The 19,218-nt window shown below is 57.6% G+C and carries 20 protein-coding genes; 12 read left to right on the top strand and 8 right to left on the bottom strand.

Annotation, left to right across the window (positions count from 1 at the left end):
• Positions 1 to 12: 12 nt before the first annotated feature.
• From F0319_RS08795 to F0319_RS08780, 4 genes are all read left to right on the top strand, one after another.
• A complete protein-coding gene (locus F0319_RS08795) occupies positions 13 to 1,173 on the top strand; it encodes an ABC transporter substrate-binding protein (protein WP_420889906.1) in 1,161 nt (386 codons plus the stop codon).
• Positions 1,146 to 2,675 (top strand): ABC transporter permease family protein, encoded by a 1,530-nt coding sequence (locus F0319_RS08790; RefSeq protein ID WP_149366704.1) that lies wholly within the window; start codon positions 1,146 to 1,148, stop codon positions 2,673 to 2,675. Before F0319_RS08795 ends, F0319_RS08790 begins: the two co-directional genes overlap by 28 nt.
• A complete protein-coding gene (locus F0319_RS08785; protein ID WP_149366703.1) occupies positions 2,675 to 3,295 on the top strand; it encodes an ATP-binding cassette domain-containing protein in 621 nt (206 codons plus the stop codon). Before F0319_RS08790 ends, F0319_RS08785 begins: the two co-directional genes overlap by 1 nt.
• Before the next feature lie 73 nt (positions 3,296 to 3,368).
• On the top strand, positions 3,369 to 4,676 hold the full coding sequence (locus tag F0319_RS08780) for a sulfurtransferase (protein WP_149366702.1): 1,308 nt from the start codon (positions 3,369 to 3,371) through the stop codon (positions 4,674 to 4,676).
• Here F0319_RS08780 and F0319_RS08775 read toward each other — a convergent pair.
• Together F0319_RS08775 and F0319_RS08770 are read right to left on the bottom strand one after the other, a co-directional pair.
• Positions 4,673 to 5,290, bottom strand: a complete 618-nt coding sequence (locus tag F0319_RS08775; RefSeq protein ID WP_149366701.1) for a CDP-alcohol phosphatidyltransferase family protein — start codon at positions 5,288 to 5,290, stop codon at positions 4,673 to 4,675. The two genes, F0319_RS08780 and F0319_RS08775, sit on opposite strands and share 4 nt — an antisense overlap.
• A complete protein-coding gene (locus tag F0319_RS08770) occupies positions 5,283 to 5,852 on the bottom strand; it encodes a carboxymuconolactone decarboxylase family protein (RefSeq protein WP_149366700.1) in 570 nt (189 codons plus the stop codon). Before F0319_RS08770 ends, F0319_RS08775 begins: the two co-directional genes overlap by 8 nt.
• Positions 5,853 to 5,927: 75 nt before the next feature.
• On the opposite strand from F0319_RS08770, the gene F0319_RS08765 reads away from it, so the two are divergent.
• Positions 5,928 to 6,344 (top strand): pyrimidine (deoxy)nucleoside triphosphate diphosphatase, encoded by a 417-nt coding sequence (locus F0319_RS08765; RefSeq protein ID WP_115874801.1) that lies wholly within the window; start codon positions 5,928 to 5,930, stop codon positions 6,342 to 6,344.
• Here F0319_RS08765 and F0319_RS08760 read toward each other — a convergent pair.
• Positions 6,304 to 6,582 (bottom strand): DUF1496 domain-containing protein, encoded by a 279-nt coding sequence (locus F0319_RS08760; RefSeq protein WP_115874800.1) that lies wholly within the window; start codon positions 6,580 to 6,582, stop codon positions 6,304 to 6,306. The two genes, F0319_RS08765 and F0319_RS08760, sit on opposite strands and share 41 nt — an antisense overlap.
• Positions 6,583 to 6,811: 229 nt before the next feature.
• Here F0319_RS08760 and gdhA point away from each other — a divergent pair, with 229 nt between their 5' ends.
• On the top strand, positions 6,812 to 8,155 hold the full coding sequence (gene gdhA / locus F0319_RS08755) for an NADP-specific glutamate dehydrogenase (protein ID WP_149366699.1): 1,344 nt from the start codon (positions 6,812 to 6,814) through the stop codon (positions 8,153 to 8,155).
• Positions 8,156 to 8,226: 71 nt separating this feature from the next.
• On the opposite strand, the gene F0319_RS08750 is transcribed toward gdhA, so the two are convergent.
• From F0319_RS08750 to F0319_RS08740, 3 genes are all read right to left on the bottom strand, one after another.
• Positions 8,227 to 10,134 carry a DNA topoisomerase III gene (locus F0319_RS08750; protein ID WP_149366698.1) on the bottom strand — a complete coding sequence of 636 codons (1,908 nt, stop codon included), beginning with the start codon at positions 10,132 to 10,134 and terminating at the stop codon, positions 8,227 to 8,229.
• Positions 10,135 to 10,138: 4 nt separating this feature from the next.
• Positions 10,139 to 11,182: a selenide, water dikinase SelD gene (gene selD, locus F0319_RS08745; RefSeq protein ID WP_008500702.1), complete on the bottom strand. Its 1,044-nt coding sequence runs from the start codon at positions 11,180 to 11,182 to the stop codon at positions 10,139 to 10,141.
• A 116-nt stretch (positions 11,183 to 11,298) separates the two neighbouring features.
• Positions 11,299 to 11,850, bottom strand: coding sequence for an NAD(P)H nitroreductase (locus F0319_RS08740; protein ID WP_149366697.1), 552 nt, complete (start codon positions 11,848 to 11,850; stop codon positions 11,299 to 11,301).
• A 167-nt stretch (positions 11,851 to 12,017) separates the two neighbouring features.
• On the opposite strand from F0319_RS08740, the gene sppA reads away from it, so the two are divergent.
• The 3 genes from sppA to pncA all read left to right on the top strand — a co-directional run bounded on the left by sppA (position 12,018) and on the right by pncA (position 15,604).
• Positions 12,018 to 13,874, top strand: a complete 1,857-nt coding sequence (gene sppA / locus F0319_RS08735) for a signal peptide peptidase SppA (protein WP_149366696.1) — start codon at positions 12,018 to 12,020, stop codon at positions 13,872 to 13,874.
• Positions 13,875 to 13,936: 62 nt separating this feature from the next.
• Positions 13,937 to 14,953: an asparaginase gene (gene ansA, locus F0319_RS08730; protein ID WP_008500705.1), complete on the top strand. Its 1,017-nt coding sequence runs from the start codon at positions 13,937 to 13,939 to the stop codon at positions 14,951 to 14,953.
• Between the two features lie 9 nt (positions 14,954 to 14,962).
• Complete coding sequence (gene pncA, locus F0319_RS08725; RefSeq protein ID WP_149366695.1) at positions 14,963 to 15,604, top strand: bifunctional nicotinamidase/pyrazinamidase; 642 nt, start codon at positions 14,963 to 14,965, stop codon at positions 15,602 to 15,604.
• 45 nt (positions 15,605 to 15,649) lie between these two features.
• On the opposite strand, the gene F0319_RS08720 is transcribed toward pncA, so the two are convergent.
• On the bottom strand, positions 15,650 to 15,913 hold the full coding sequence (locus F0319_RS08720; protein ID WP_420889905.1) for a YeaC family protein: 264 nt from the start codon (positions 15,911 to 15,913) through the stop codon (positions 15,650 to 15,652).
• Between the two features lie 56 nt (positions 15,914 to 15,969).
• Complete coding sequence (gene msrB, locus F0319_RS08715) at positions 15,970 to 16,383, bottom strand: peptide-methionine (R)-S-oxide reductase MsrB (protein WP_049121674.1); 414 nt, start codon at positions 16,381 to 16,383, stop codon at positions 15,970 to 15,972.
• Between the two features lie 340 nt (positions 16,384 to 16,723).
• Between msrB and gapA the strand changes: the two genes are divergently transcribed.
• From gapA to F0319_RS08700, 3 genes are all read left to right on the top strand, one after another.
• The gene (gene gapA, locus F0319_RS08710) at positions 16,724 to 17,719 is read left to right on the top strand and encodes a glyceraldehyde-3-phosphate dehydrogenase (protein ID WP_014831506.1); all 996 of its coding nucleotides are present in this window, start codon (positions 16,724 to 16,726) and stop codon (positions 17,717 to 17,719) included.
• Positions 17,720 to 18,146: 427 nt separating this feature from the next.
• On the top strand, positions 18,147 to 18,662 hold the full coding sequence (locus tag F0319_RS08705; protein ID WP_149366693.1) for a hypothetical protein: 516 nt from the start codon (positions 18,147 to 18,149) through the stop codon (positions 18,660 to 18,662).
• Positions 18,655 to 19,056, top strand: coding sequence for a hypothetical protein (locus F0319_RS08700; protein WP_149366692.1), 402 nt, complete (start codon positions 18,655 to 18,657; stop codon positions 19,054 to 19,056). Before F0319_RS08705 ends, F0319_RS08700 begins: the two co-directional genes overlap by 8 nt.
• Positions 19,057 to 19,218 lie beyond the last annotated feature (162 nt).

Raw genomic sequence — 19,218 nt, 5'->3', positions numbered from 1 at the left:
ATTATGCGCCGTGTGCGTTTTTGCACGTTTCTGACCGGTCTGCTGCTGGCAGCCCCCCTATTTGCCGCCGACGGCTGGCAGGCCATTCAGCAACAGGCTAAAGGCCAGACCGTCTGGTTTAACGCCTGGGGCGGCGATCCGGCGGTCAACCGCTATCTGGAATGGGTCAGCGGCGAGATGCAAACGCACTATGCCATTACCCTAAAAATCGTCCCGCTGGCGGATGCTGCCGACGCGGTAAAACGTATTCAGACCGAAGCCGCCTCGGGGCGTAAGACCAACGGCTCGGTTGACCTGCTGTGGGTTAACGGCGAGAACTTCCGCACGCTGAAAGAGGCAAACCTGCTGGAGACCGGATGGGCGCAGACGTTGCCCAACTGGCGCTATGTTGATACCCGCAAACCGGTTACGGAGGATTTTGCTATCCCCACAGACGGCGCGGAATCGCCGTGGGGCGGCGCGCAGCTGACCTTTATCGCCCGCAAAGCCAGCATGCCGACGCCGCCTGTGGATCCTCAGGCGCTGCTGGCGTACGCGCAGCAGCATCCCGGCAAGATCAGCTATCCTCGCCCGCCCGATTTTACCGGCACGGCATTTCTTGAGCAGCTGCTGATGACGCTAACCGCTCACCCGGAGGCGCTGCAAAAGGCCCCCGATAGCACCTTTGCCGAGGTCACGGCCCCGCTCTGGGATTATCTGGACACGCTCCACCCGCTGCTGTGGCGCGAAGGGAAAGATTTTCCCCCTTCTCCTGCTCGGATGGATGCCCTGCTTGCCAGCGGCAGCCTGAATCTGTCGCTGACCTTTAACCCGGCCCATGCGCAGCAGAAAGTGGCGAGCGGCGAACTGCCCGCCGACAGCTATAGCTTTGGTTTTCAGGGCGGGATGCTCGGCAACGTCCATTTTGTGGCGATTCCGGCCAACGCCAGCGCGAGCGCGGGGGCGAAAATGGTCGCTAATTTCCTGCTGTCACCGCAGGCGCAGATCCGCAAGGCCGACCCGGCCATCTGGGGCGATCCGAGCGTGCTGGATGCAAAAACGCTGCCCGAAGGTGAAGCCAAACAGCTGCTGGCCCATACGCCTCAGGGGCTGCCGAAGGTGCTTGCAGAGCCGCAGTCCGCCTGGGTGAACGCGCTGGAGCAGGAATGGCTGCGTCGTTACGGCACCCGCTAAGCGGGCTTGTCTGGCTGGCGATGGCGGTAATTTATCTACCGCTCCTGCCCGCCGGCGCCATGCTGCTGGCACCGGCGTTTTCGGTGACAAACTGGCAGCAGCTGCTGAACGATCCGCAGCTCCCGCAGGCGGCCGTCGCTACGCTGGTCTCAACGCTCATCGCCACGCTCGGGGCGTTGCTGATTGCCCTTTTCCTCGTCAGCCTTTTATGGCCCGGTAAGCGCTGGCGCCGTCTCATTACCCGTCTGCCGTGGCTGCTGGCGATCCCCCATGTGGCGTTCGCCACCGGCGCGCTACTGCTGTTTGCCGAGGGCGGTCTGTTTTATCAGATCTGCACTGTCTGTTCGCCGCCGTTTGACCGATACGGCGCCGGACTGGGCCTGACGCTCGCGGTCAAAGAGAGCGCGTTTGTGCTGTGGGCGATTTATGCCGTGCTGCCGGAAAAGCGGCTCGCGCAGCAGAAGATCGTCCTGCAAACCTTTGGCTACGGGCGTTTTCAGACGCTCAGCTGGCTGATCATTCCGGCTATCGCACCTGTCCTCGGGGCAGTAATGCTGGCGGTGCTGGCGTGGTCGCTCTCGGTCGTGGATGTGGCGATCGTTCTCGGGCCCGGCAACCCGCCTACCCTGGCCGTGCTGGCCTGGCAGTGGCTGAGCCAGGGCGACGCGCATCAGCAGGCAAAAGGGACGCTGCTGTGCCTGCTTCTCCTTCTGCTGCTGTCCGCGCTTGCCGCCCTCGGGTACGGCCTCTGGAAAGCATGGCGTCGCACAATTCCGGAACTCGCGGGGACGCGTCCCCGGTCTCAGCGCCTCCTGCCTGAGCGAGCACTGAGCGGGTTCCTCCCCGCGTGCGGCGTGATGTGCGCCGTGGTGCTGTTGATGCTGGCGCAAAGGAATTACGTTGGCCCGGTGGGAAGCAGCCTTTCCTTCGGTCTGCTTTCAGCCCTGATTGCCCTGGTCGTCGGCTTGCTCTGGCTGGAATGGGGTCCGCAGCGCGGCACGCTGTGGGTATGGTTACCGCTCGCCCTTCCGGCCCTCCCGCTCGTCACCGGCCAGTATGCGATTGCGTTGCACCTGGGCATCGACGGGCACTACGCCGCCGTGCTCTGGAGCCACCTCCTGTGGGTATTGCCGTGGACGCTGCTGGTGCTGCAGCCCGCCTGGCGGCGGATCGATCCCCGGCTCATCCTCACCGCCAGAACGCTCGGCTGGCGACGGGGAAAAATATTCTTGCTGCTGAAATGTCCCCTGCTGGTGCGCCCTGCGCTGCTGGCCTTTACCACCGGCTTTTCCGTCAGCATGGCGCAATACATGCCGACGCTGTGGCTGGGCGCGGGGCGTTTCGCCACGCTGACGACCGAAACCGTCGCGCTCAGCAGCGGGGGCAGCATCCCGATCCTCGCTAACCGGGCGCTGGGACTACTGCTGGTCACGGGCACGGTGTTTGGTCTTGCTGCCCTGCTATCCCGGCTCGTGGGCCGCTACCGACAAGGATTACGTTAATGCTGAAGGTTAACAATCTCACCATCGAACCGCTTTTCCGCGAGGTCAGTTTTTGCGTGCCCCGCGGGGAGATCGTCACCCTGATGGGGCCGTCCGGCAGCGGCAAATCGACCCTTTTTGCCTGGATGGTCGGCGCGCTGTCAGACGATTTCCAGGCGCGGGGCGAACTGTGGCTCGACGCGCGTCGCTGCGACGGTCTTCCCGTGGAGTCCCGCGGGCTGGGTATTCTCTTTCAGGACGCGCTGCTGTTCGAACAGTTCAGCGTCGGGCAGAATTTGCTGCTGGCGCTGCCCGAGCGCATCGCCGGACGCGCGCGGCGGGAGGCGGTCGCGCAGGCGCTGGATTCCGCCGGGCTAAGCGGCCATTACGCCAGCGATCCAGCCACCCTCTCCGGCGGGGAGCGAGCCCGGGTCAGCCTGCTGCGGGCCCTGCTCGCGGAGCCGCAGGCGCTGCTGCTGGATGAACCGTTCAGCCGCCTCGATAAAGCGTTGCGGGCCTCATTTCGGGCATGGGTGTTTGACGCCGTCCGCTCGCGCAATATCCCGGTGGTGCTGGTCACGCACGATGAGGACGATATTCCGCCCGGCGGCAAGCTGATTGAGATTTCTCGCTGGCAATAATGTGCTAACGCAATGTTTTACGTTTCGGGAGAGACGACAATGCCCCCCTCTTTTATTGACGTCAGGTTATTCGATGAAACGTGTTTCTCAACTGACCGCGCTGGCTCTGCTCTGCGGCCTCGCTTCTTTTTCCTCTCTGGCGGCTGATATGCCCAACGCCATCACGCTGTCTCAGCTTCAGGCGCAGCACGGCACGCCTGTCGACACCCGCGCCAGCGCGTTTTATAACGGCTGGCCGCAGACGCTCAGCGGCCCCTCCGGGCATGAACCCGCCGCACTCAACCTTGCTGCCGCCTGGCTTAGCGCAATGAGTGACGAGCAGCTTGCGCTTTGGGCAAAACAGCATCAGTTGACCCCTGCGACGGCCATCGCCCTGTACGGTGACGATAGGGATAACCAGGCGGTGAAAGCCCGTCTGGAGAAAGCAGGATATCGCCACGTTTCGCTGCTCAGCGACGCTCTGCAGACGCCCGAGCGCCTTCAGCGCCTGCCGCACTTTGAACAGCTGGTTTACCCGGAGTGGATCCATCGCCTCCAGCAGGGTAAACCCATCACCGCTGCGCCGTCAGGTGACTGGAAAGTGATTGAGGCCGCCTGGGGCGCACCGAAGTTTTACCTGCTGAACCACATTCCCGGCGCGGGCTATATCGACACCAACGAGGTGGAAAGCGAGCCGCTGTGGAATAAAGTCTCCGACGACAAGCTCAAAGCGATGCTGGCGAAGCACGGGATCCGTCACGATACCACCGTCATTTTGTATGGCCGCGACGTCTACGCCGCCGCGCGGGTGGCGCAGATTATGCTGTATGCGGGCGTGAAGGATGTGCGTATTCTCGACGGCGGCTGGAAGGCGTGGTCAGATGCAGGCCTGCCGGTTGAGCGCGGCACGCCCGATAAAGTGACGCCCGCCCCCGATTTTGGCGCGCCGATCCCCGGTCAGCCGCAGCTGATGGTGGATATGGAACAGGCGCGCGGCATGCTGCACCGTCAGGATGCCTCCCTGGTCAGCATTCGCTCGTGGCCGGAGTTCATCGGCGAAACCAGCGGCTACAGCTACATCAAACCAAAAGGTGAAATTGCCGGTGCCCGCTGGGGCCACGCGGGCAGCGATGCGACCCACATGGAGGATTTCCATAACCCGGATGGCACCATGCGCAGCGCGGACGATATCGCCGCCCAGTGGAAGCGCTGGAATATTCTGCCGGAACAGCACGTCGCGTTTTACTGCGGCACCGGCTGGCGGGCGTCCGAAACCTTTATGTACGCCCGGGCGATGGGCTGGAAGAATGTCGCCGTCTATGACGGCGGCTGGTACGAATGGAGCAGTCACCCGCAGACCCCGGTCACCAGCGGAGAGCGTGGGCCAGAGAGCGCTCTCTAAGGGTTGAGTGACTTCAGCGTCACATAGCCGCTCCAGACGCGCGTTGTGGTGGTCAGCCAGCACAGCGCGCCGAATACCCACGCGAACAGCGTAAAGTGCGCCGGGAAGAGGCAGCACAGCACGAACAGCGCGATGGTCTCCGTTCCTTCCGTTAACCCACCGATGTAATAAAACGACTTATGCGCATAGCCGGGGTTGTCGATGTCGTGCTTTGCGGCCAGCGCCGCAAACGCCAGAAAACTGCTGCCGGTCCCGATAAACGCAAACAGCAGCCATGCGGCCGCCAGCGCATTCTCTGCCGGAGCAGCCAGCGCAAAGCCAAACGGCACCAGGGCGTAGAACAGAAAATCGAGCGCGATATCGAGAAATCCCCCCGCATCGCTCAGCCCTCTGCGGCGCGCCAGCGCCCCGTCCAGCCCGTCCAGCAGGCGGTTAAGCACGATGGCGACCAGCGCCGCCGGATACCAGCCGAGGGCCAGAAACGGCAGCGCCAGCACGCCGATGGCAAACCCTGTCAGAGTCAATCCGTCGGGCGTAATGCCCGGTCGGTCCAGCACGGAGACCATAAAATTCAGAGCGGGTTTTATCCGAGGGTGAAGATGGCGATCAAGCATGAGGCGTCTCGTTAAATGTGGCGCACAGCCCCTGCGCCGGGATGTCCAGCGCGGCGTTAAAGCGGGCGGAGAGATTCTGAAAGGCAATGAGCGCCGTCATCTCGGTGATGGCGTCATCCGTAAAGTGGCGCTTCAGCGCCGCTCTGATGGCCTCATCCGCCCGGGGCGGCGTGGCGGTCACCGCCTCGGCGTAGGCCAGCGCCGCGCGCTCCTGCTCCGTGAACAAGGCGGAACCCTGCCAGTCGCTCACGGCCTGCACCTTATCCAGCGCCCCGCTGCGCTCGGCCAGCCGCAGGCTGTTGGCATCAATACAGAAAGCGCAGTGGCAGAGCTGGGATACCCGCGTCATGAGCAGCGAACGAAGAACGGGCGTCAGGCGCGCGCGACGACGCTCCAGAAAACCGACGAACAGCGCCACCAGCCAGAACAGACGCGGCATGCGCCCCCACCAGCGCGTGGGATTCAGCACCGCGCCAAAATGCCTTTTCTGCATGACGGCAATCGGTTTAAGGCTGGCGGGAAGGGATTCGATAGGGGCAACCCAGGCGGTAGTCTCTTTCACCTGATTCTCCTGATAGCTGGACTCTGAGAAAGGGCACGATAATATGTCTTTTTTCGCCATCAATTATTGACGACCATGCTGAAAACACTCGATGTCGTTGCCGCCATCATCGAAAAAGACGACAAAATTTTACTGGCACAGCGCCCTGCCCACGCCGACCAGCCGGGCATGTGGGAATTTGCAGGCGGCAAAGTCGAGGCGGGTGAAACCCAGCCCGAGGCGCTTATCCGCGAGCTGCGTGAAGAGTTGGGTATTGAAGCGCTGCCCGCGCAATACGTGGCAAGCCACCAGCGCGAGGTCTCGCAGCGGTTAATCAACCTGCACGCCTGGCACGTTCCTGCGTTTAGCGGTGCGCTCACGGCGCACTACCACAGCGCGCTGGCGTGGTGTACGCCGGAAGAGGCGTTCGGCTACGCCTTAGCCCCCGCGGATATTCCCCTGCTGGAAGCGTTTATTGTTTTACGCGACGCCAGACCAGCGGGTTCGTGCTGATGGCGCGCTCGTCGCGCTGGCACTGCAGCAGAATGCCGTCCGCTTTCACCACGGCGCCTTCCGAGTAGTTCTGATTCTGATAGATGCAACACTGATTACAGGGCTGCACCGTTTGATTCTGGCCGCTGGAGCTAAACACTTCCGGCGGCACATTCACTTCCACGTCCGGACGAATGCGGTCAGCCTGCGCGCCAGCGGTGAAGATCAGACATAACGCGGTTAATAGATAACGTTTCATAGACACATCTTCCTGTTGTTCCCTTGATAATGACTATAACGGTAAACCCGCGCGGAACCTTTAATTTATCTCGTCATCGCTTTTGGTTATGACGCCCGCGCGCTCATTAATTTCCCTTTCGTCCTAAATTTCTGCTTGCCAGACAAAGCAGTACGGGTGTTATAGTCAAAAAAACAACACAAATCGCATAAGTCATATACAAACATTATTATAAGAGGTTCTTATATCTATGGATCAGACACGCTCTCTGGAAAGTTTCCTTGCCCACGTTCAGCAGCGCGACCCGCACCAAAGCGAGTTCGCGCAGGCCGTGCGTGAGGTGATGACCACCCTGTGGCCCTTCCTTGAACAAAACCCGCGCTATCGCCAGATGTCTTTGCTCGAACGCCTGGTCGAGCCAGAGCGCGTGATCCAGTTCCGCGTGACGTGGGTTGACGATCGCAATCAGGTGCAGGTTAACCGCGCGTGGCGCGTACAGTTCAACTCGGCCATCGGCCCGTTTAAGGGCGGCATGCGTTTCCATCCGTCCGTGAACCTGTCGATTCTGAAATTCCTCGGCTTCGAGCAGACCTTTAAAAACGCCCTCACCACGCTGCCCATGGGCGGCGGGAAAGGCGGCAGCGATTTCGACCCGAAAGGCAAAAGCGAAGGTGAAATCATGCGTTTCTGCCAGGCGCTGATGACCGAACTCTATCGCCATCTTGGTCCTGACACCGACGTGCCTGCCGGTGATATCGGCGTCGGCGGACGTGAAGTGGGCTTTATGGCCGGGATGATGAAAAAGCTCGCCAACAACAGCGCCTGCGTCTTTACCGGTAAGGGGCTGTCGTTTGGTGGGAGCCTGATCCGCCCGGAAGCGACCGGGTACGGCCTGGTTTACTTCACCGAGGCCATGCTCAAGCGCCACGGTTTAGGCTTTGAAGGCATGCGCGTCGCGGTGTCCGGCTCCGGTAACGTGGCGCAGTACGCGATTGAGAAAGCGATGCAGTTTGGCGCTCGCGTGGTAACCGCCTCTGACTCCAGCGGAACGGTGGTGGATGAAGCGGGCTTTACGAAGGAGAAGCTGGCACGCCTGTGTGAAATAAAAGCCAGCCGCGATGGCCGTCTTGCAGATTATGCCCGGGAGTTTGGCTTGACCTATCTTGAAGGCAAACAGCCGTGGGGCGTGCCGGTGGATATCGCTTTGCCGTGCGCCACTCAGAATGAGCTGGACGTGGACGCCGCGCGTACGCTGATTAGCAATGGCGTGAAGGCGATAGCCGAAGGGGCGAATATGCCGACCACTATCGAAGCGACGGATCTGTTCCTGGAAGCGGGCGTACTGTTTGCACCGGGCAAGGCTGCCAACGCGGGCGGCGTGGCGACGTCCGGCCTGGAGATGGCGCAAAACGCCGCGCGTCTCGGCTGGAAGGCGGAAAAAGTGGATGCCCGCCTGCATCACATCATGCTGGATATTCACCATGCCTGCGTGGAGTACGGCGGCGAGGCATTGCAAACCAACTACGTGCGCGGGGCGAATATCGCCGGATTCGTGAAGGTGGCGGATGCGATGATTGGGCAGGGTGTGATTTAAGGTTTATAGCGTGCGGCCGGGTGCCCTCACCCCGGCCCTCTCCCACAGAGAGAGGGGGTAAACCGGGTGTATCAGGCCGCGCTCTTTTTCTTTTTAAACGGTTTCTTCGCGCCACCACCGGGTGCAACCATCCCTCTGAACGTTTTCACCGGCGTGCTGCGCGCCTGATCGATCAGCTGGTAAAGCGTCCCGACCAGCGGCTGCATAAAGTCCTGATAGCGACACTGCTTCTCGCTGATCTGCGTCAGCACCGATTCCCAGTGCGCGGTCATGTCCGGCCTGGCGGCCAGCTCCGGCAGGGAATGAATCAGCGCGCGTCCCGGCTCGGTCGAATGGATATAGCGCCCCTTCTTCTCAAGAAAACCGCGCTTAAAGAGCAGCTCGATGATCCCCGCTCGCGTCGCTTCCGTACCCAGACCGTCGGTGGCGCGCAGGATCTTCTTCAGATCTTTATCCTGCACGAACCGGGCGATCCCGGTCATCGCCGACAGCAGCGTCGCATCGGTGAAATGGCGCGGCGGCTGGGTCTGGCGTTCCACCACTTCCCCTTTCTCGCACAGCAGCTCGTCGTCTTTAGCCACCACTGGCAGCGGCGTACCGTCGTTCTCCTCGTCACGCTCTTTGTTGCCGAGCAGCGTGCGCCAGCCTGCTTCCGCGAGGAAACGGGCTTTGGCGATAAACTTCCCTTTTGCGATTTCCAGCTCGATCACGCATTTGCGGAACACCGCGTCCGGGCAGAACTGCATCAGGTACTGACGAGCGATCAGGTTGTAGACCTTCGCTTCGTTATCCGTCAGGTTGACGCTGCTGGCGCGCGCCGTCGGGATAATCGCGTGGTGGGCATCGACTTTTTTATCGTCCCAGCAGCGATTATGGGTATCCGGATTAACCGCCGGCTGCGGCAGCAGATCCGGCGCGTGCACGCTAATGGCGTTCATCACCGAATGACGACCGGCAAAATGCTCTTCAGGCAGGTAGCGGCTGTCCGAACGCGGATAGGTGATCAGCTTGTGGGTTTCATAGAGCTTCTGGCAGATGTCCAGCACGTTCTGCGCGCTGAGGCCAAAGCGCTTCGCGGCCTCAATCTGCAGGGCCGACAGCGAGAACGGCAGCGGCGCGGGTTCTGATTCCCGTTTATCGTTATAGCTGGTGACGATAGCGGGCTGTCCGGTAATGCGGTTAACCACATGATCCGCCAGCGGACGGTGCAGCAGACGCCCCTCTTCATCCTGATACGATTCGCAGGCATCGCTCGGCTGCCAGACGGCGGTAAAACGCTCGTCTTCAGGCGTGACGATATGCGCTTTCACCTCAAAGAAATCTTTGGCGACGAAGTTTTCAATCTCTTCATCGCGACGCACGACCAGCCCCAGCACCGGCGTCTGCACGCGCCCCACGGAGAGCACGCCCTGATAGCCCGCGTTGCGCCCAAGAATGGTGTAGGCGCGGGTCATATTGATGCCGTACAGCCAGTCGGCGCGCGCGCGGGCTAATGCCGAGACGCACAGCGGGATAAATTCGCTGTTGGCGCGCAGGCGCGAGATCGCACGCTCCACCGCCTGCGGGTTGAGGTCGTTGATCAGGCAGCGCTGCACCTGCTGACGCTTTTCCGGCGCGAGCTCCAGATAGTCCAGCACCTCATCCACCAGCAGCTGTCCTTCCCTGTCCGGGTCACCCGCGTGCACGATTTCATCGGCTTCATGCAGGAAGCGCTTGATCACGTTGAGCTGTTTGGTCACCGAAGGTCGGGGCTGCAGGCGCCATTTTTCAGGCACGATGGGCAGATCGTTCAAATTCCAGCGGGCGTAGCGGCTGTCATAGACATCCGGCTGCGCCTGCTCAAGCAGGTGACCAATACACCATGTAACCACCTGCCCGTTACCGCATTCGATAAAGCCGTCGCCTTTGCGATGCGGCTTAGGCAGCACGTCGGCGATGGCACGGGCCAGGCTCGGCTTTTCGGCAATAAACAACCGCATCGAATTAACGGATCTCAATCATCGGTCGGCCACCGCGCGCGGTCACCAGCTCGCCGATTGCCGTCAGGGTAATACCAAACTCGGCGGCCGTAGCCTGAACCTCGGCTTCGGATTCCGGCGTCACCGCCAGCAGCAGGCCGCCGGAGGTTTGCGGATCGCACAGCAGGTTGCGCCACTCCTCAGGCATTTCGCCCATCAGGTGACCGTAGCTGGCGAAGTTACGCTGGGTACCGCCCGGAACCGCGCCCTGAGCAATATACTCTTCCACGCCCGGCAGCTTCGGCACGTCCTGATACCAGACCTGCGCCTGCACGCCCGCGCCCTGACACACTTCGGAGAGGTGCCCCAGCAGGCCAAAACCGGTCACGTCGGTCATCGCCTTCACGCCGTCGATATTGGCGAACGCCGCACCGGCGAGGTTCATCTGGCACATGACTTCGGTTGCCAGCCCTTTGTGCTCCGGTTTCAGCAGGGACTTTTTCTCGGCGGTGGTCAGCACGCCAATGCCCAGAGGCTTGGTGAGGAACAGCTTGCAGCCCGCCTGCGCGGTGCTGTTGCGCTTCACGCGTTCGGTCGGCACCACGCCGGTAACGGCCAGGCCGAAGATTGGCTCCGGCGCATCAATAGAGTGACCGCCGGCCAGCGCAATTCCCGCCTGCTGGCAGGCAAAACGGCCGCCATCAATCACTTCACGGGCCACTTCCGGCGGGATGGTGTTGATCGGCCAGCCCAGAATGGCGATCGCCATAATCGGCTTGCCGCCCATTGCGAAGATATCGCTGATGGCGTTGGTGGCCGCAATGCGTCCGAAGTCGAACGGGTTGTCGACAATCGGCATAAAGAAGTCGGTGGTACTGATAATGCTGGTGCCGTTACCTAAGTCATAAACCGCTGCATCGTCACGCGTTTCGTTGCCGACAAGCAGGTTCGGGTCGACAAACTTCGCCTGTTCGCTGTGCAGGATGGTCTCCAGCACTTTCGGGGAAATTTTACAACCGCAACCGGCTCCGTGGCTGTACTGCGTTAAACGAATGGTTTGCTCGCTCATGGACGTCTCCTGTCATCTCAATCGCGCTATGGTAGCGCTCATTCCATAAAGAGGTAAGTATGACTGTCTGAATTCTGCGGCAGATGCTCAGAATCCAGACAGTTTAGCGCGCGTTATCAGAAACGGCTGACGAAAGGCGTGGTGTCCGGCACGCTGGTGGTGCTGGAGGCTTTAAGCTGCGGAGTACCGAGATAGAGGAAGCCGACAATTTTGTCATGCTCACCACAGGAGAATCCTTCCCGTACGGCTACGCTCTCCGTCAGCGGCCCGGTGCGCCAGATGCCGTTGAAGCCCTGCGCGACGGCGGCCATTTGCATCGCCATTACCGCACAGCCCGCGGACATTTCCTGCTCCCAGACCGGCACCTTATGGTCGGCCTGGCATTTCGCCACGACAGCAATAATCATCGGTGCACGGAACGGGGCATTGCGCGCCTTGTCGATGCCCTTCTCATCCTGCCCGGCGGCAACCGCGCCCTGCTCCAGCAGCTGACTGAAACGATCGCGGCCTTCGCCTTCAATTACAAAGAAGTGCCACGGCTGCAGTGTGCCATGATCGGGGGCACGCATGCCGGCACGCAGAATGTTCTCCAGCTGCTCGCCTGCCGGGGCAGGTTCGGCCAGACGGGAAGCGCTACGGCGGTTAACAAGCAGTTCGAGTGCGTCCATTGGTTAACTCCTTTCTTGAAATTTACTCACAAAATTAACACGACGGCAGATTTTGTTACAGCCTGGCAGGCGATTCCTGCTGACAAGTGGCGGTTGGGTCATTACGATAACCCAACATTACCGTCCAGTGGCGACGGAAACAGTCATTTTCTGGTTAGGGAGAATACATGCGAACCCTTTGGCGAATCATTGCCGGTTTCTTTAAATGGACGTGGCGACTGCTCAACTTCGTCCGCAACCTGGTGATGAACATCTTCTTCATTTTTCTGGTTCTGGTTTGCGCGGGAATCTGGATGCACATCAGCAACGCGAATCAGGCGCAGCATTCGACCCGCGGGGCGCTGTTACTCGATATCACCGGCGTTATTGTTGATAAACCTTCCGCCAGCAGCCGTCTGGGCGTAATCAGCCGCCAGCTGTTTGGCGCGACATCAGACCGCCTGCAGGAAAATTCCCTGTTCGATATCGTCGATACCATCCGTCAGGCCAAAGATGACCGCAACATCACAGGCATCGTGCTGGATCTGAAAGATTTTGCCGGTGGCGATCAGCCGTCTATGCAGTACATCGGTAAAGCGCTGCGCGAGTTCCGCGACAGCGGCAAGCCGGTGATTGCCGTGGGCGACAGCTACAGCCAGGGGCAATATTATCTGGCGAGCTTTGCCAATAAGATCTGGCTCTCCCCGCAGGGCACGGTCGATCTGCACGGCTTTGCCACCAATGGCCTGTACTATAAATCGCTGCTCGACAAGCTGAAGGTCACCACCCACGTCTTCCGCGTCGGCACGTATAAATCCGCAGTGGAGCCGTTTATCCGCGACGATATGTCCCCTGCCGCCCGCGAAGCGGACAGCCGCTGGATTGGCGAGCTGTGGCAGAACTATCTCGGCACCGTTGCCGCTAACCGTCAGATTACGCCTGAGCAGGTGTTCCCTGGCGCGCAGGGCGTGCTCGAAGGCCTGCGTAAGGTTGACGGTGATACCGCAAAATATGCGCTCGATAACAAACTGGTTGATGCCCTGGGCACCAGCGCCGAGATTGAAAAATCCCTGAGCAAACAGTTTGGCTGGAGCAAAGAGGACAAAAATTACAGCGCCATCAGCATGTATGATTACTCGACGAAAAAACCGGATGAGAACGGTGACAGCGTCGCGGTGGTCTTTGCCAACGGTGCGATCATGGACGGTCAGGAGACCCCGGGGAACGTGGGCGGCGATACTACCGCGTCGCAAATCCGCGATGCTCGCCTCGATCCGAAAGTGAAGGCAATTGTCCTGCGGGTCAACAGCCCTGGCGGCAGCGTCAGCGCCTCTGAGGTGATCCGCGCTGCACTTGCCGCGGCCCGCGCCGCAGGCAAGCCGGTCGTCGTCTCAATGGGCGGAATGGCCGCCTCCGGAGGTTACTGGATCTCCACGCCAGCCAACTACATTGTGGCTAACCCAAGCACGCTGACCGGCTCGATTGGCATCTTCGGGGTGATCAACACCGTGGAAAACAGCCTGGATTCTCTGGGCGTGCATACCGATGGTGTAGCAACCTCTCCGCTGGCGGATGTGTCGGTGACCAAATCCCTGCCGCCGGAAGTTTCTGAGATGATGCAGCTCAGCATTGAGAACGGCTATAAACGCTTTATCACCCTGGTCGCGGACTCGCGTAAAAAGACGCCTGAGCAGATCGACCAGATTGCACAGGGCCACGTATGGACCGGCCAGGATGCGAAGAGCAACGGGCTGGTGGACAGCCTGGGTGACTTCGATGACGCGGTGAAGAAAGCCGCCGAACTGGCGAAGCTTAAGCAGTGGCATATCGAGTATTACCAGGACGAACCGTCGTTCTTCGATATGGTCATGGACAGCATGTCCGGCTCGCTACGTGCCATGCTGCCGGAGGCGCTGCAGGCTTACCTGCCTGCGCCTGTCGCCACGGCGGCAAAAGCGATGAAGGCGGAAAGCGATAAGCTTGCGGCCTTTAACGATCCACAGAGTCGTTACGCGTTTTGCCTGACCTGCGCGAACGTCCGTTAAAACCGTCCCCTCTTCTCGCGAAGAGGGGATTTTTTTCTTTTGAAGAACAAGAACTCACTACCATGCAGAAGAAATCGATTTATGTAGCCTACACTGGCGGTACCATCGGTATGCAGCGCTCCGAAAACGGCTATATCCCCGTCTCCGGGCACCTGCAGCGTCAGCTTGCGCTGATGCCAGAATTCCACCGTCCGGAAATGCCTGACTTTACGATCCATGAATACGAGCCGCTGATGGACTCCTCCGACATGACGCCGGAAGACTGGCAGCATATCGCGGATGACATTAAAGCCCATTACGACCAGTACGACGGCTTCGTGATCCTGCACGGCACCGACACCATGGCGTTTACCGCCTCGGCGCTCTCCTTCATGCTGGAGAACCTGAGCAAGCCGGTTATCGTTACCGGGTCGCAAATTCCGCTGGCGGAGCTGCGCTCGGACGGGCAGATCAACCTGCTGAACTCCCTGTACGTGGCGGCGAATTACCCGATTAACGAAGTGTCGCTGTTCTTTAACAACCGTCTGTATCGCGGTAACCGCACCACCAAAGCCCATGCCGACGGCTTTGACGCCTTCGCCTCCCCAAACCTGCAGCCGCTGCTTGAGGCCGGTATTCATATCCGTCGTCTGGGAACCCCTCCTGCGCCGAACACAGCGGGCGAGCTGATTGTGCATCCGATTACTCCGCAACCGATTGGCGTGGTCACCATCTATCCGGGTATCTCTGCGGACGTGGTGCGTAACTTCCTGCGCCAGCCGGTGAAGGCGCTAATCCTGCGCTCCTACGGCGTGGGCAATGCGCCGCAGAATGGCGAATTTCTGAAAGAGCTTCAGGAAGCCAGCGAGCGCGGAATTGTGGTCGTGAACCTGACCCAGTGTATGTCCGGTAAAGTGAATATGGGCGGCTATGCCACCGGCAACGCGCTGGCGCATGCTGGTGTGATCAGCGGCTTCGATATGACCGTTGAGGCAACGCTGACTAAACTTCACTATTTACTGAGTCAGGATCTGGACATTCAGTCCATTCGCAGCGCGATGATGCAAAACCTGCGCGGCGAACTGACCCCGGACGAATAAGGAGTGCTCATGAAGCAACGCGCCCTGCTACTGGTCGATTTGCAAAATGATTTCTGCGCGGGCGGTGCGCTGGCCGTCGCCGAAGGTGACAGCACCGTTGACGTGGCAAACACGCTGATTGACTGGTGCAAAGCCCGTGGTGAAGCGGTTGTCGCAAGCCAGGACTGGCACCCTGCGAATCACGGCAGCTTTGCCAGCCAGCACAACGTAGAGCCCTTCACCCAGGGTGAACTCGACGGGCTGGCGCAAACTTTCTGGCCGGATCACTGCGTACAGCAGACGGAAGGCGCGGAGTTACATCCGCTCCTGAACCAGAAAGCCGTCGACGCAGTGTTCCATAAAGGTGAAAACCCTGCTATCGACAGCTATAGCGCGTTTTTTGATAACGGGCATCGCCAGAAAACGGCGCTGGACGCCTGGTTGCGTCACCACGAAATCACGGAGCTGATCGTACTGGGCCTGGCGACGGACTACTGCGTGAAGTTCACCGTGCTGGATGCGCTTCAGCTTGGCTACACCATCAGCGTCATCACCGACGGCTGCCGCGGGGTGAACATTCAACCACAGGACAGCGCTCAGGCGTTTATGGATATGGCTGCGGAAGGCGCAACCCTGTATACGCTCGAAGACTGGCTGGAAACGCAGGCATAGTCTTTTACGCCCTCTCCCTGTGGGAGAGGGCATCAACCCGCACCGTTATTGCATTTTAATCGTCGCAATCGGCTTCGGCGTGATACCGAAGTCCTCTTTCAGCTCGCGCTTGCTCTTCATCACCATCTGGCCTTTGGTGTCGATCGTCATGTGCTGTGCGTCGGTGTTGTTGCGCGCCTGCCACAGCATCACCAGCTGCAAACTGTTCTCTTTTTGCTCCGGCGTCAGCGCAACGCCGTCGGGCCATTTTCCCAGCTCCACGGCGGTCACCAGACGCTGATAAATCTCCTGCGTCATGCCGCTAATCATGTCATCAATATTCACACTCGCGCCCTTTCAAAGGAATAATTTGCTGAATCGTTTTTTCAACCCTTAATCTGGTCACCGTTTTCATCATCGGTGAAGCTCATTGAGGCTGAATTTACGCAGAAACGTTCGCCGGTAGGCTGAGGTCCATCCGGGAAAACGTGCCCAAGGTGCGCATCGCAGTTGCCGCAGCGAATTTCCGTACGCACCATGCCGTGCGACGAGTCGGTCAGATAGCGGATTGCCTCATCGCTCACCGGCTCATAGAAACTCGGCCAGCCGCAGCCAGAATCAAATTTCGTTTGTGAATTAAACAGCGGGGCATTACAGACCAGGCAGTGGTAGACGCCGTCCCGCTTGTTGTGCAGTAAACGCCCGGTGAACGGCGGTTCCGTTCCGTGATTCTGCGTCACGTAAAACTGCATTTCTGTGAGGTTTTTTTTCAAATCGTCAGGGTTACGTTGGTTCGACATATGCTTACATCTCGCTGTAGAAACAGACATCTTTCAACCCGGATTCTAACAAAACATTAACACCCTTGCGTGCACTTTTGATCTAAACTTATGTGTCGCGAATAAGCGGTCAGGCAATTGTGATCACGTTCACATTTTTATCCTGCGAGGACTTTAAAATCCCGGCGCAGCCCCCATATGGGTGCAAGCTCAAAGGGAAAGTGAGGCGAGTCAGTCGCACAAACGTTAGTCACAGGATTGATTTGTCGCAATGATTGACACGATTCCGCTTGACGCTGCGTAAGGTTTTTGTAATTTTACAGGCAACCTTTTATTCACTAACAAATAGCTGGTGGAATATATGACTATCAAAGTAGGTATCAACGGTTTTGGCCGTATCGGCCGTATTGTTTTCCGTGCTGCTCAGAAACGTTCTGACATCGAAATCGTTGGTATCAACGATCTCCTGGACGCTGAATACATGGCGTACATGCTGAAGTACGACTCAACTCACGGTCGTTTCGACGGCACCGTTGAAGTGAAAGACGGCCACCTGGTTGTTAATGGCAAAACCATCCGCGTTACTGCTGAAAAAGACCCAGCTAACCTGAAATGGAACGAAATCGGTGTTGACGTTGTTGCTGAAGCAACCGGTATCTTCCTGACCGACGAAACTGCGCGTAAACACATCACCGCTGGTGCGAAGAAAGTTGTTCTGACTGGTCCTTCCAAAGACAACACCCCAATGTTCGTTCGTGGTGCAAACTTCGAAACTTACGCTGGCCAGGATATCGTCTCTAACGCATCCTGCACCACCAACTGCCTGGCACCGCTGGCTAAAGTTATCAACGACAACTTCGGCATCATCGAAGGTCTGATGACTACCGTTCACGCGACCACCGCTACTCAGAAAACCGTTGATGGCCCGTCTCACAAAGACTGGCGCGGCGGCCGTGGCGCGGCTCAGAACATCATCCCATCCTCTACCGGTGCTGCTAAAGCTGTAGGTAAAGTACTGCCAGAACTGAATGGCAAACTGACTGGTATGGCGTTCCGCGTTCCAACTCCAAACGTATCTGTTGTTGACCTGACCGTTCGTCTGGAAAAAGCTGCTTCTTATGAAGAAATTAAGAAAGCAATCAAAGCTGCTTCCGAAGGCGCAATGAAAGGCGTTCTGGGCTACACCGAAGACGACGTTGTTTCTACCGACTTCAACGGCGAAGTATGCACTTCCGTGTTCGATGCTAAAGCAGGTATCGCACTGAACGACAACTTCGTTAAACTGGTTTCCTGGTACGACAACGAAACTGGCTACTCTAACAAAGTACTGGACCTGATCGCTCACATCTCCAAATAAGTTGAGATGAGTGCTTGATCCAAAAAGGCGACTTCGGTCGCCTTTTTTATTAATTTAACTTATAGTTTTTATTGTTTTTTTCTCTGCTACTGCCCACATTTTGCCCTCAATCGCCATCAGCTTTCATAACCTACCGCAATAGTTGAACAGCAGAAATAACCTATACTCACCATCTGTTGTAGAGATGTCCTTAAAAGTGGGGATGTGTACCTCGATACATCGGTTGACCTGTCGCGGCGTTCAATTTCAACTAAAGCGCCTTCTGCATGCTCTTATCGCCACAACAAGTTGATTTATGTCGATTTTTTAATTGATATCTATATTTAGTCCATGTAAATCAACGATTTTTATATCTCTAATATCACTTTTCTTTCTTGTTGCCTGTTTTGATGCGAAAATGAGCCACGCTTATAGAGGGATATGCGAAATGAATACAAAAAAACCTTCAGACGATGAATTGAAAGAATTCTTGCTTAAAATGTACCTTGAAGAGGTGCAAGCAGAAGAAGAGATTGCCCGGAAAGCTAAGGAACATAAAGAAATTCATGAAACCTTAAGGAAACTCGCTCCAACTGAATTTTATGAATATCTTTCCGAACAAAATCCGCCGATAAGATGCTCCATATGCGGCAACAGCAAATTCTCTACACCCACTACATCAACTGTGGACAGAAGTAAGCTTCCAGCCAACATGTCTGAACTCACTAAAGATGAACAGAAGTTAGCTAGAGAAGCAGCAAGAAGACTGCTCGTTACCTACACTTTTTTGACCGATATGAGTGGAGAAGTTGACTACAAAAAAGCTTACTACCCACTTCACTGCAGAACTTGCGGTCATTTAGACCTATTCCGGGCTTCAGTTATAAATCTCTGGAAGGAACAAAAAGAAAAGGCAGAGTTTTCATCTGAGTCAGATCCTATGGATGAGTGCGAAGATGAATAGGCTAAAAATTGTTGAGCGCGAGACCCCTTTAGAAGCACCATCTAAGGATGAAGCTAACCCTAATGGTACTGGAGGAGGCGGAGGAGGACGTATGGAAGATATAGTTAAAAGAGTTGAGCGCTTAGAAAGTGCTTTGACAGAAACAAGATTGGAACTTGTAAAACTGTCTACCCGCTCAGAATCGTTCGTTACAAAAGAGAACCTTCTTTCGGCAAAAGGCGAATTGAAAGACGCCCTTCAGATAACACAAGAAGCGATCATTAAAAAGATAGACGATCGTTTTAAAGACATTGAAGAGAAAGCCCGATGGAAGTGGGGAACTGTAGTTATTCCACTTTCCGTTGGCATTGCCGGGGTGCTGGCTACACTTCTCGTAGCACATTTTTCTAGTTAACAATTTTTGTTTGTAAAAGCCCGCTATTAGCGGGTTTTTTGTTGTCTGAATCGCCACGGATAATCTAGACACTTCTGAGCCGTTGATAATATAGGTTTTCATATTCAGCCGGTGGCATCTGCTCGCTCGAACCATGCCGACGCTTACTGTTATAAAACATTT

Origin of the sequence: Enterobacter vonholyi (genome assembly GCF_008364555.1) — a bacterium.
Taxonomy (GTDB): domain Bacteria; phylum Pseudomonadota; class Gammaproteobacteria; order Enterobacterales; family Enterobacteriaceae; genus Enterobacter; species Enterobacter vonholyi.
Note: the sequence above shows the minus strand (reverse complement) of the source record. Positions and strands in the feature narration are given on the sequence as shown.

Coding starts and splice junctions, on each gene's coding strand:
- F0319_RS08700 (WP_149366692.1), top strand. CDS start 18,655: ATGAATAGGCTAAAAATTGTTGAGCGCGAGACCCCTTTAGAAGCACCA.
- F0319_RS08780 (WP_149366702.1), top strand. CDS start 3,369: ATGAAACGTGTTTCTCAACTGACCGCGCTGGCTCTGCTCTGCGGCCTC.
- F0319_RS08760 (WP_115874800.1), bottom strand. CDS start 6,582: ATGAAACGTTATCTATTAACCGCGTTATGTCTGATCTTCACCGCTGGC.
- F0319_RS08765 (WP_115874801.1), top strand. CDS start 5,928: ATGCTGAAAACACTCGATGTCGTTGCCGCCATCATCGAAAAAGACGAC.
- F0319_RS08785 (WP_149366703.1), top strand. CDS start 2,675: ATGCTGAAGGTTAACAATCTCACCATCGAACCGCTTTTCCGCGAGGTC.
- gapA (WP_014831506.1), top strand. CDS start 16,724: ATGACTATCAAAGTAGGTATCAACGGTTTTGGCCGTATCGGCCGTATT.
- ansA (WP_008500705.1), top strand. CDS start 13,937: ATGCAGAAGAAATCGATTTATGTAGCCTACACTGGCGGTACCATCGGT.
- gdhA (WP_149366699.1), top strand. CDS start 6,812: ATGGATCAGACACGCTCTCTGGAAAGTTTCCTTGCCCACGTTCAGCAG.
- F0319_RS08720 (WP_420889905.1), bottom strand. CDS start 15,913: ATGATTAGCGGCATGACGCAGGAGATTTATCAGCGTCTGGTGACCGCC.
- pncA (WP_149366695.1), top strand. CDS start 14,963: ATGAAGCAACGCGCCCTGCTACTGGTCGATTTGCAAAATGATTTCTGC.
- F0319_RS08790 (WP_149366704.1), top strand. CDS start 1,146: ATGGCTGCGTCGTTACGGCACCCGCTAAGCGGGCTTGTCTGGCTGGCG.
- F0319_RS08775 (WP_149366701.1), bottom strand. CDS start 5,290: ATGCTTGATCGCCATCTTCACCCTCGGATAAAACCCGCTCTGAATTTT.
- F0319_RS08750 (WP_149366698.1), bottom strand. CDS start 10,134: ATGCGGTTGTTTATTGCCGAAAAGCCGAGCCTGGCCCGTGCCATCGCC.
- F0319_RS08705 (WP_149366693.1), top strand. CDS start 18,147: ATGAATACAAAAAAACCTTCAGACGATGAATTGAAAGAATTCTTGCTT.
- selD (WP_008500702.1), bottom strand. CDS start 11,182: ATGAGCGAGCAAACCATTCGTTTAACGCAGTACAGCCACGGAGCCGGT.
- msrB (WP_049121674.1), bottom strand. CDS start 16,383: ATGTCGAACCAACGTAACCCTGACGATTTGAAAAAAAACCTCACAGAA.
- F0319_RS08740 (WP_149366697.1), bottom strand. CDS start 11,850: ATGGACGCACTCGAACTGCTTGTTAACCGCCGTAGCGCTTCCCGTCTG.
- sppA (WP_149366696.1), top strand. CDS start 12,018: ATGCGAACCCTTTGGCGAATCATTGCCGGTTTCTTTAAATGGACGTGG.